Below are 8,615 nucleotides of genomic sequence, written 5' to 3' on the forward strand. Positions count from 1 at the left end.
CAATCCCTGCTGCTCTGGAGAGATTGGATGTTGGCGCTCATGGCGTTGAAGCCTCACAAATCTCTCCATTTTCAACGAGGGCTAGAGGCTCTATCCCTTGTGAGGCAGGGGGTCTAGCTATGTTGTCACCCTCTCAGGTCAAAATTATGCAGATCGGATGCTTCTCAGACGAAACCCCCAGTATCTCGCAGATACCGGGGGTCTCCCGCCGTCTCAACACCCGAGATAGCGTATCGCATCCGTCATATCACGCCAACATCGGATCGAGTTTCCCCTGACTGTCTAACTCATAAAGATCGTCACAACCGCCGATATGCTGGTTGTTGATAAAAATCTGCGGCACCGAACGGCGTCCGTTCGCGCGTTCTGCCATTTTCGCACGCGCTTCCTCATTGCCGTCGATTTTATACTCTGTAAACTTCACCCCTTTCCACCACAGCAGCAACTTCGCGCGAATACAAAACGGACAAGTCTGCCAAGTATAAATTTCCACATCAGCGTTGACGCGCTCGGGATGGCGTCCTAATAGAGAATTGAGCCAGTCAAACATTGGAAGTTCTCCTAAAATTTTTATTTTTTTAATGTTGTGGTTACTTTTAGTTTTACTGTATCGAACTCAAGTCCCGACGACAACTCGTCAATGGCTATAGGAAACAGGAAACCACAGAGATACAGCGTCAAACAAAAAGGATAGGCGATCGCCTACCCTCTTAATGTACCGATAATGTACCGAACGTCTGAATCGCGGACTCTCCTAGCCCATGATGTTCTTGAAAAACGCGATCGTCTCTTTCAACGCCGCCACAAACGCATCGATTTCTTCGCGGGTATTGTAAAAATACAAACTCGCCCGCGCCGTCGAAGACTGCCCCAAAATTTTATGTAACGGCTGCGTGCAGTGATGTCCCGTGCGGATGGCGATACCCGCCTCGTCCAACAGCGTCGAAAGATCGTTAGCGTGAACGTCCGCCGACGTAAACGACGCTAATGCCGCCCGTCCGCTGCCGTCGGCTTTCGGTTGCGGGCCGTACACCGTAATCCCCGGAACCGTCGAGAGTTTGTCGAACAAATACCGACAGAGTTCGTGTTCGTACTCGGCGACTTTATCCATGCCGAGATTCATCAAATAATCTACCGCCGCACCGAGAGCGATCGCTTCCCCAATCGCAGGGGTTCCCGCCTCAAACTTATGGGGAAGTTCGGCATACGTAGATGCCTCCAACTCCACATCGGCAATCATCTCGCCGCCGCCCAAAAACGGAGGCATCGCTTCGAGAATCTCCAACTTGCCGTATAAAAACCCGATTCCCGTCGGCGCACACATCTTATGTCCCGACGCCACCAGCCAGTCACAGCCGATTTCCTGCACGTCGATGGGCATATGCGGCACACTTTGGCAGGCGTCGATTAACACCTTCGCCCCCCGTTGGTGCGCCAGTTCGATAATATCGCGAACCGGATTGATACAGCCGAGGGTGTTGGAGACGTGAACCACAGCGACGAGTTTCGTTTTCTCTGACAGCAGGCTTTGATACTGCTCGAAATCGAACTCTTGCGTTTCCGTCATTTCGACGAATTTCAACACCGCCCCGGTACGCTGCGCCACCAACTGCCAAGGCACCAAGTTACTGTGGTGTTCCATCACCGAGAGGATAATTTCGTCTCCCGGTTGCAGAGTATTCGCCCCCCAGGAATAAGCTACCAAGTTGATGGCTTCGCTGGCGTTGCGGGTAAAAACGATTTCGTTGCGAGAAGTGGCGTTGACGAAAGCTGCCACCTTATCGCGGGCTGCCTCATAGTTCTCCGTGGCGCGGGCGCTGAGGGCGTGGACGCCTCGATGAACGTTGGAGTTATCGAATTTGTAATAGTGTTCTAGGGCGTCGAGAACCGCGTTCGGCTTCTGGGATGTCGCCGCGTTGTCCAGGTACACCAGGGGTTTACCGTGAACCTGCTGGTGCAGGATTGGGAATTCTTCCCGCACGCGATCGGCTAAGGTTTTTTCAGTAGCAAGAGTCATGTTGGGGCTTCGGCGCTAAGACGTTCGCTCGGTATAGTGCTAGATAGTTCTAGATTAACGATTAACGAGTCGTTAAAGGCGTCCATACTTCGAGATTACAACTCGACATTACAACTCGACGCGACAGGCGACGCATTGGGCGATCGCTTTCCGCAGGGATTCCAAAGGAACCTCTTGCAGAATTTCCGCCGCGAACGCATCCACCAGGAGATTTTCGCTAGTGGTTTTGTCCAACCCGCGACTTTGTAGATAAAACACCTCGTCCGCTTCGAGTTGACTCACCGTCGCGCCGTGACTGCACTTGACGTTATCGGCCACAATTTCCAACTGCGGTTTCGTATTAACTCGCGCCTTCGGCGACAACAACAGGTTGCGGTTGAGTTGGCTGGCGTTGGTCATCTGCGCCGCCTGGGGGACAACGATACGCCCGTTGAAGACGGCATGGGCTTTATCGCCGACAATGCACTTGTGCAGTTGGTTCGCCGTACCGTTGGGATAGTTGTAAGCAACACTGCTGTGGGTATCGGCGGTTTGCGTTTTGCCGATGAGAGTCAACCCGTTTAAGGTGGTGGTCGTCCCTTCCCCAATTTGATTGACTTCGATGTTGTGTCGCGAAAGCTGCGCCCCCAGCGTCAAAGCGTGGAAGCGATAGCGACTGTCGCGGGCTTGGGTGACAGCGGTAGTGCCGATGTGGAACGCCGAACCGTGGTCTCGTTCGAGGCGCACGTGATTCACGTCCGCGTTTTCGTGCAGCCACACTTCTGTCACAGCGTTGTTGAAATAGGCGACGCCTTGGGAATCAGGACAGCCTTCAGTGGTGGCAATATACTCTTCAACCAGCGTCAGGCTACTGTTGCTTTCCGCGACGACGAGACAGCGGGGGTGCGTCAGCATTGCCTTATCCGTTGGAGACGCCACAAACATTAGTTGCAGCGGTGTTTCGACGATTTTTCCGCGCGGAACCCAGACGATCGCCAAATCGGTAAAACTGGCGGAGTTCAACGCGGTAAAGACTTCACCGTGGTTCGGATGTCGGGCGAGATAGTCGCCCAGTTGCTCTTGTTTTTCCGGGGGAAGTGCGCTGACGTTCCCCGCCCAAACACCCTCTGGCAACGCCCGAACGTCCGATAGACTTTCAGTGTACGCACCGTTGACGAAAACGAGCCGACTTTGCGGCGCTTCCGGAAGCAGACAAGTTTCGATGCGCGACTGCTTGACGTCTACCGACGGCGCGGTGTGAAACGTGACGTTCAGCAGCGGCGACAAATCAGTAAAGCGCCATTCTTCATCGCGCGTCGTGGGAATCGCCAGTTCTCGCACCCAGGCTTCGGCGCGATCGCGCAGGGTTTTCAGCGCCGTCACCTCTGTAGCGAGGGGTTCTCGCAGGTTCAGCAGTTGGGTGAGCGACGAAACTTGTTGTTTAGTAATCGTTTCAGGACTCATTTACACCCCCACCGTTGCAAATTCTTCGATCGCCCAATCGTAACCCTGCTCTTCCAGTTTCAGGGCTAAATCTTTATCGCCGCTGGTGATAATCCGTCCGTCGTACATCACGTGAACGAAATCCGGAACGATGTAGTCCAGCAACCGCTGATAGTGAGTAATCATCAGCGTGCAATTGTCTTCTGTGGCGAGTTGGTTCACCCCGTTGGCGACGATTTTCAGCGCGTCGATATCCAAACCGGAATCCGTTTCGTCGAGAATGGAAAGGGTGGGTTCGAGGAGCGCCATTTGCAAGATTTCGTTGCGTTTTTTCTCCCCACCGGAAAAGCCTTCGTTGACACTGCGGTTGAGGAACTCGGCTCTCATTTTCACGACGTCGAGTTTTTCTTCAACGAGATCTTCAAAATCGAAAGTATCGAGTTCTTCTAGGCCTTTCGCTTTGCGGTGGGAGTTGTAAGCGACGCGGAGAAAGTCCAAGTTGCTGACACCGGGGATTTCGATGGGATATTGGAAGGCAAGGAAAACGCCTGCGGTGGCGCGATCGTCGGCTTCGAGTTCGAGGAGGTTTTGTCCTTTGTAAATGACTTCGCCCCCCGTTACTTCGTAGTCAGGATGTCCGGCGAGAATTTTGGAGAAGGTGCTTTTTCCGGAACCGTTCGGCCCCATGATAGCGTGAATTTCTCCGGCTTTGATTTCTAGGTTAAAGCCTTTGAGGATTTGAGTTCCCTCGACGTTCGCGGTGAGGTTTTTGACGGATAGAATTGTGGGTGCGTTTTCGACAATCATGGGTGTAAAGATCGACAGAAATAAAAAATTTTTGAATGTTATTTTCGGTAGGGTGCGTAACGGCGGTACAACCCGTTTCGCTGAATTTTCAAAAATTTAATTCCGCCGTTACGCACCGATGTTTGGATTTTTCCGACACATCAATACAAAAATCAAACGGAATTGAATTTACCTCAACAAGGGGGTGGTGCGTGAGGGTGAAAATTCCCTTTGGGCGGTTTCCCGAAGCTTCTTCACCGCCGTCACACACCCTACCTTTCATTGCTTGGGTGGCGCGCGGTGCGTGACGGCGGAAATTCCATTTTTTGGATATTGCCGAAACTTCTTCACCGCCGTCACACACCCTACCTTTCATTGCTTGGGTGGCGCGCGGTGCGTGACGGCGGAAATTCCATTTTTTGGATATTGCCGAAACTTCTTCACCGCCGTCACACACCCTACGGGAAATCGGTACATGATTTGTTGGTTATACCCGAAAGTTTTGCGCCGTCGCGTACCTCACCGATCGCATCGGAGAGAAGAATCAGGTAGACCGTAGCGCCCACCTGATGCGATTGAATTAACCGACGGTTCCTTCGAGTTTCAAGCTCAGCAATTTATCGGCTTCTGCCGCAAATTCCATCGGTAACTCGTTGAAGACATCTTTACAGAATCCGCTGATAATCATAGACACCGCGTCTTCTTCCGAAATCCCCCGCTGCGCGAAGTAGAACAACTGATCCTCACCAATTTTGGAGGTGGAGGCTTCGTGTTCGACTCGCGCCTTGTTGTTACTCACGTCGATGTAGGGGAACGTATTCGCTTCCGCGTTGTCCCCAATTAACATCGAGTCGCATTGGGAATAGTTCCGGGCGCCGGAGGCTTTCGGCCCCATTTTCACCAAGCCGCGATAGCTGTTTTTCGACTTCCCAGCCGAAATCCCTTTCGAGATAATGGTGCTTTTGGTGTTTTTGCCGATATGCACCATTTTCGTGCCGGTGTCGGCTTGCTGGCGGTTGTTGGTGAGGGCGACGGAATAAAACTCACCCACGGAGTTGTCGCCAACTAAGACGCAACTGGGATATTTCCAAGTAATGGCGGAACCGGTTTCGACTTGCGTCCAGGAGATTTTGGAGTTCTTGCCTTTGCACAACCCCCGTTTGGTGACGAAGTTGTAAATTCCACCTTTGCCTTCTTCGTCTCCGGCGAACCAGTTTTGTACCGTGGAGTACTTGATTTCGGCGTCGTCGAGTGCCACCAGTTCCACCACCGCAGCGTGAAGCTGGTTGGTGTCGAACATGGGAGCGGTGCAACCTTCGAGATAGGTGACGGATGCCCCTTCTTCGGCGACGATGAGGGTACGCTCGAACTGTCCCGCTTCGCCGTTGTTGATGCGGAAGTACGTGGACAAGTCCATCGGACATTTCACGCCTTTGGGAATGAAGACGAAGGAACCATCGGTGAAGACAGCGGAGTTCAAGGCGGCGAAGTAGTTATCGCCGACTGGAACCACGCTTCCGATGTATTTCTTCACCAGTTCGGGGTGTTCTTGCAGGGCTTCTGAAATCGAGCAGAAGATGACCCCGGCTTCGGCGAGTTTTTCTTTGAACGTCGTCGCCACCGATACGCTGTCGAAAATGGCATCGACGGCGACGTTGGCGAGGCGTTTTTGCTCCGAAAGGGGAATTCCCAGTTTCTCGAAGGTGTCGAGAAGGGCGGGATCGACTTCGTCGAGGCTTTGTTTTTTCTTGTCGCCTTTTACTTTCGGAGCTGAGTAATAGACGATATCTTGATAGTCGATGGGGGGATAGCTGGCGTGTTGCCAGTTGGGTTCTTCCATCTTCAGCCATTGGCGATAGGCTTTCAGACGGAATTCCAACATGAATTCCGGTTCGTTTTTCTTGACGGAAATGGCACGGATTACGTCTTCGTTTAATCCGGGCGGTACACTTTCGGTTTCGATATCGGTTACGAAACCGTATTTGTAGGGCTGGTTGACTAGGGTTTTGACGGTCGCACTCATCGATCGAGTTCTCTCTCTTACGAACGGGGTTGAGTGGGAAAAGTTGGGAAAAGGTGGAATTTAAAGTGGGATTGAATCGGGATCGAACAATCGAGCGGTGGCTAGGGGCGAAATCTTAAAATTCTCGAAGTGTTATGTACTCATGCGATCGGTCGTTTCGCGAATTTCTTCGATGCTAATGTCTTGTTGGTCGCCTGCGAAGTCGTTATCTTCAGTTAGGAACAACATACAGTGGCATTCTTTTCGCTCTCGCATGGGAACGCAGGGGCAGTTCCAATAGGTGGCTTTGACTTCGGCTTCTTTATCTTCGTAGTGGCGACAAGGACACAGTGGCGCACCTAACTCGTCTTTGTGCTTGGCTAAGCCTTCAATGACGACAGCCGTAATGCTTAAGTCCGAACAGAAGTAAGTTCCGGTGCGCTTGGCGTACTGTTCGGAAAACTTCCGCATGGCTTCTAAATTCTTGGCGGTTGCCTGCTGGGGACTCGTCGGTGCATTCATATGACACTTGATTCAAACAACTTCTGTCTATAATAGAGTGTAAAGCAACAAGGGTGTTGTTTTATTCCTTACATTAAGGTTACTTTAGCAATACCCTTGTTGTCAAAGTCGAAATCGATAATTCTTATAATACGTTGCTGCAATGGGTTTGGGGATAACCATGACAAGGGCGACCACTCAGCATAGTTCCACGAAAGGCGACATTCTGCAATACTTGCTCAAATACGGGCAAGCGAAAGCGCAGACCTTGGCCGAGGCGTTGAAAATTAGTCCGCAGGCCATTCGCCGCCATCTGAAGGATTTAGAAGGAGAAAACCTGATTCAACATCGTTCGGTGCAGTCGGGAATGGGACGCCCGCAGCACGTTTACGAACTCACGAGCGCCGGACGCGAACGGTTTCCCAATCATTACGACGAGTTCGCGGTGTCCTTGCTCGATACGCTGGCCGAAACGGTCGGTCAAGACGAGATGGGCAAGGTTCTCGGGAAGCAATGGAAACGCAAGGCTGAGTTTTATCGCCAGAAACTCGGTCGAGCGCCGCTTCGGGAACGGGTGGAACACTTGGTCGAACTCCGCCGCGTTGAAGGTTATATGGCGGAATTGGTGGAATTGGAGGCGGAGGACGACAACGCCGCGCCGCGATTTGTGGTTGCAGAATATAATTGTGCGATCTCTAATGTGGCTGAATCGTTTCCGAGCGTGTGCGGTCACGAATTGGATATGTTTACACGGGCGTTACCGGACTGTCACGTGCGACGCACTCACTGGATGATTAATGGTGAGAACCGCTGCGGCTATTTGATTCAGTTGAAGGAGGACGACGAGCCTTCGTAACCGTCGCACCGATCGCAGTGAAGCGACTTCGAGAGACAGTCAATGCCGAAAACGAAATGTCGCTCGGCGCGATCGCACGTCGCGGACAGTTTGAGTGAGGGGTTCAGTAAATCCCATCTCTCGAATGTGCGATCGCTTAGATTGCCTAGACACTTACGGCTGTACTCGACCACAAGCGCCGAGCGAAGGAGTATTGTTGTCGTCTAGATATCTCTGTCTTGACTCAAGCACCAACGGGTTGGAAACCGTCGCAAGACATGACGGGGGATTCCAACGTGCCGTTGAGAGCGCAAGATTTGTTGACACACAGGGCGCAGTTTGCGGTACGATAACTGCTACACATCGTCACGGGAAAGTCCGCAGAACCGCTCAGAGGGCAGTTGAGCGACAAGCAAGCTTGACAATTAGCTGTTTGCAGTTGTTGCGATTGGACTTCCCGAACAGTAGTCGTAGCCATGATGCTTCTCCAAGGTAGATAGTTGATGCTAAGGAAAACCCAGTCGGCGATCGGGTGACGTGGAATCGCAGCACGAGTTTCAGAGGCGATCCTTCGTAATACCGATGCTTGAGTGCGTTCTTCCTCTAGCTGTCATCAGCTTACTACTCTCAACAAAATATGTCTATTGACTTTCAATAAGCCAATCTTGCTGCAAATTCTCAATAAGCATACTCTCCTGCGCCCGATCTCAAAGATCCACAGGGGTGAACTTTTAACATTGCAAGCGAGAAGTCCCTGCTTCTAATCTCCGATTGAAGCGCGGGATGACAGCGAGCATAACGGATGGTATATAGCCAGCCCAACTGATTCGTGAAATCTTGTAATCTGAAAGTACTGTAGCACGGCGATCCCAACTACAGAGGGCGTTCACAACTCAAATGATTCTGCTATAGTGAAGGCACTTTGCCCACTTCTCCCTAAGCGAAAACCAAGTTTTATGGGCAGTGTTGCAAGAAACTTTTTTGGCCTTCGGGACGAGGGTTTTCCGCCTATCGCCAGGATGTAAGACTCGCTATCTTTCGAGATAGAAAGC

The 8,615-nt window shown here is 51.8% G+C and carries 9 protein-coding genes and 1 pseudogene; 2 read left to right on the plus strand and 8 right to left on the minus strand.

Translation table 11 applies throughout. The features are described from left to right. Positions 1-117 (plus strand): annotated as a pseudogene (locus POG22_RS03630) (IS4 family transposase); the annotation flags it as partial. A 130-nt stretch (positions 118-247) separates the two neighbouring features. Here POG22_RS03630 and grxC read toward each other — a convergent pair. The 7 genes from grxC to POG22_RS03665 all read right to left on the minus strand — a co-directional run bounded on the left by grxC (position 248) and on the right by POG22_RS03665 (position 6,749). Beyond that, positions 248-550: a glutaredoxin 3 gene (grxC, locus tag POG22_RS03635; protein ID WP_017662631.1), complete on the minus strand. Its 303-nt coding sequence runs from the start codon at positions 548-550 to the stop codon at positions 248-250. A 204-nt stretch (positions 551-754) separates the two neighbouring features. Beyond that, positions 755-2,017: a SufS family cysteine desulfurase gene (locus tag POG22_RS03640; RefSeq protein WP_498903687.1), complete on the minus strand. Its 1,263-nt coding sequence runs from the start codon at positions 2,015-2,017 to the stop codon at positions 755-757. A 108-nt stretch (positions 2,018-2,125) separates the two neighbouring features. Continuing rightward, positions 2,126-3,460 (minus strand): Fe-S cluster assembly protein SufD, encoded by a 1,335-nt coding sequence (gene sufD, locus POG22_RS03645; RefSeq protein ID WP_498903689.1) that lies wholly within the window; start codon positions 3,458-3,460, stop codon positions 2,126-2,128. Beyond that, complete coding sequence (gene sufC, locus POG22_RS03650; RefSeq protein ID WP_063714515.1) at positions 3,461-4,246, minus strand: Fe-S cluster assembly ATPase SufC; 786 nt, start codon at positions 4,244-4,246, stop codon at positions 3,461-3,463. It lies immediately after the preceding gene. An 88-nt stretch (positions 4,247-4,334) separates the two neighbouring features. Continuing rightward, positions 4,335-4,682 (minus strand): hypothetical protein, encoded by a 348-nt coding sequence (locus tag POG22_RS03655; RefSeq protein ID WP_498903691.1) that lies wholly within the window; start codon positions 4,680-4,682, stop codon positions 4,335-4,337. A 123-nt stretch (positions 4,683-4,805) separates the two neighbouring features. Further along, positions 4,806-6,248: a Fe-S cluster assembly protein SufB gene (sufB, locus tag POG22_RS03660; RefSeq protein WP_063714516.1), complete on the minus strand. Its 1,443-nt coding sequence runs from the start codon at positions 6,246-6,248 to the stop codon at positions 4,806-4,808. 132 nt (positions 6,249-6,380) lie between these two features. Then, positions 6,381-6,749, minus strand: coding sequence for a ferredoxin thioredoxin reductase catalytic beta subunit (locus POG22_RS03665; RefSeq protein WP_063714517.1), 369 nt, complete (start codon positions 6,747-6,749; stop codon positions 6,381-6,383). A 160-nt stretch (positions 6,750-6,909) separates the two neighbouring features. Here POG22_RS03665 and sufR point away from each other — a divergent pair, with 160 nt between their 5' ends. After that, positions 6,910-7,584: an iron-sulfur cluster biosynthesis transcriptional regulator SufR gene (sufR, locus tag POG22_RS03670; RefSeq protein ID WP_498903694.1), complete on the plus strand. Its 675-nt coding sequence runs from the start codon at positions 6,910-6,912 to the stop codon at positions 7,582-7,584. A gap of 223 nt (positions 7,585-7,807) precedes the next feature. Here sufR and POG22_RS03675 read toward each other — a convergent pair whose 3' ends face one another. Further along, complete coding sequence (locus tag POG22_RS03675; RefSeq protein ID WP_071592104.1) at positions 7,808-8,041, minus strand: hypothetical protein; 234 nt, start codon at positions 8,039-8,041, stop codon at positions 7,808-7,810. Positions 8,042-8,615 lie beyond the last annotated feature (574 nt).

It is taken from the genome of Geitlerinema sp. CS-897, from assembly GCF_028368005.1.
Classification (GTDB): domain Bacteria; phylum Cyanobacteriota; class Cyanobacteriia; order Cyanobacteriales; family Geitlerinemataceae; genus Baaleninema; species Baaleninema simplex.

What these genes read in the sequence shown, in the direction of transcription:
- grxC (WP_017662631.1), bottom strand. Translation starts at nt 550, where the DNA reads ATGTTTGACTGGCTCAATTCTCTATTAGGACGCCATCCCGAGCGCGTC.
- POG22_RS03640 (WP_498903687.1), bottom strand. Translation starts at nt 2,017, where the DNA reads ATGACTCTTGCTACTGAAAAAACCTTAGCCGATCGCGTGCGGGAAGAA.
- sufD (WP_498903689.1), bottom strand. Translation starts at nt 3,460, where the DNA reads ATGAGTCCTGAAACGATTACTAAACAACAAGTTTCGTCGCTCACCCAA.
- sufC (WP_063714515.1), bottom strand. Translation starts at nt 4,246, where the DNA reads ATGATTGTCGAAAACGCACCCACAATTCTATCCGTCAAAAACCTCACC.
- sufB (WP_063714516.1), bottom strand. Translation starts at nt 6,248, where the DNA reads ATGAGTGCGACCGTCAAAACCCTAGTCAACCAGCCCTACAAATACGGT.
- POG22_RS03665 (WP_063714517.1), bottom strand. Translation starts at nt 6,749, where the DNA reads ATGAATGCACCGACGAGTCCCCAGCAGGCAACCGCCAAGAATTTAGAA.
- sufR (WP_498903694.1), top strand. Translation starts at nt 6,910, where the DNA reads ATGACAAGGGCGACCACTCAGCATAGTTCCACGAAAGGCGACATTCTG.
- POG22_RS03675 (WP_071592104.1), bottom strand. Translation starts at nt 8,041, where the DNA reads ATGGCTACGACTACTGTTCGGGAAGTCCAATCGCAACAACTGCAAACA.